This window comes from Neisseria sp. P0022.S010 (assembly GCF_051956635.1).
In genome coordinates, this window is the sequence record NZ_JBQCXF010000589.1 from 1 (window position 1) to 1,742 (window position 1,742).

Below are 1,742 nucleotides of genomic sequence, written 5' to 3' on the forward strand. Positions count from 1 at the left end.
CGTCCAAATAACGCCACAGCCGCGCCTGCCAATCCTCATCATCGCCCAAACCCAGCAGCTTCCCAGCCTGCCACGCATCAATCCAATCCGGCCGGTACACCAAATATTGGTCGAAAATATCCGCCATCTGTCCGGCAAGCTGATAATCCGCCGATGCCGAGCTATACAAATAACTTTCCAGCTTCAGGCGTACGTTTTCGTATTCCGGGTCCGTCTGAAACGCTTCGCTGCGGAACAAATCCAGCAAACGCCAACGCATGACTTCAGGCGAAAACGGACTGAGCGGCGGCACATCGGGAACCAATTTGCGCATCAGCTGCCACGCCAAACCGGCAGGCAGGCTGAACTTCAAATTCGCTGCCACGCCGAGTTCGCGCGCAAAAAACACATTCAGATAACGCCGCATACCCTGGCTCTGCACCACCACTTCTTCCTGCGCCAATACAGAATCCAAGGGCGAAGCCTGATGAATACGCGCGCACATTTCGGCAAGCGATTCCAAACGGTCGGATTGAAAGAGATAAAACATGACATGCCATCGAAAAAACAATTACGCGCATTATAATGCCATCAGGGCAAACGGTTCAGCAGCGTATTAAAATAAAAGGCAAAAGATTACGGTAAAGGCCGTCTGAAATCGCTTTTCAGACGGCCTTTGCCGTTAAAACTCAAACGCTAGGCTTTAATGTATTTCTTTTTGAACTTCGGCTTTGTTTAATCTTAATTCCCAACCAAAATAAAAACCTGCTTCCCTCAAAGCAGGTTTTTAATCTATCTCACTCAAGCAGGCGGCAGCGGCGCGCCTTCCGGATGCTTATAGCGGTTGTACATAAACAAATATTGTTCCGGAAAACGGCGTATCCAATATTCGGTATTTTCATTGATCACGCGCGCGTCGTTCTCCTTATCGCCGTTCAACTCGCCGCGCAAAGGCTCGATGTGCAAGACAAAGCCTTTGCCGTCGGGCAGCCGCTTGCCGCAGAAAAACAAAGCCTTCACGCCTTTGACTTGCGCCAGCTTGCCCGCCAACGTCATGGTGTAGGCAGGTTTGCCGAAAAAGTCCACCCACACGCCGTCGCCCCCTTCTTCCGGAGACGGTACATGGTCCGGCAACACAATGGTCGCTTCGCCGCCGCGCAGGGCCTTGATGATTTGTTTGACGCCCTGAATACTGGTCGGTGCAGTCTTGCCCTTGCCGCGCACGCGACCTGCCTGCATTACCGCATCAAATGCCTTGATTTTCGGCGGCTTGTACATCGCCGTCAGCGGAAACGGCAGTTGCTGGCTGATGTAGCGGCCGGCCAAATCATAGCTGCCGATGTGCGGCGTAATAAACAGCAAACCTTCGCCCGCACTCAAGGCCGTCTGAACATGCTCCCAACCGTTGACGCTGACAAACAGGTTTTCAATTTCCTCAGGCCGTCTAAAAAACGCCACCGGCAATTCCAAGCCGCCTTTTGCCGTTTCATGGAAAACTTTTTTCACCGCCTCGTCCGTCGGGTTCAAACCGGCAAGTTTCATGTTTTCGAAAACACGCCGGCGATCTTTCGACAGCACGCGGAAACCCAAACTGCCCAGCAGATTGCCTAATTTGTGTAACCAAGCCAAAGGCAGAGCGGCCAAAAATTTAAAAACAAAGGTAACAAGCGTTTGCATAAGGTTTTACCAAAATGAAGTGGACAGATTGTAAACGAAACAGGCCGTCTGAACAAAACAGACTTCGGGCAAATATATTGCGGCAC

At 51.4% G+C, this 1,742-nt stretch carries 2 protein-coding genes; both read right to left on the reverse strand.

Features of this window, described 5'->3' with window-relative positions; all coding sequences use genetic code 11:
* On the reverse strand, window positions 1-529 hold a 529-nt coding region (locus ACTHUT_RS19710; RefSeq protein WP_440419514.1), incomplete at its 3' end, for an exodeoxyribonuclease V subunit gamma.
* Window positions 530-780: 251 nt separating this feature from the next.
* Entirely contained in the window at window positions 781-1,656 is an 876-nt protein-coding gene (locus tag ACTHUT_RS19715; RefSeq protein ID WP_250599809.1) for a lysophospholipid acyltransferase family protein, read from the reverse strand.
* Between the last annotated feature and the right edge of the window lie 86 nt (window positions 1,657-1,742).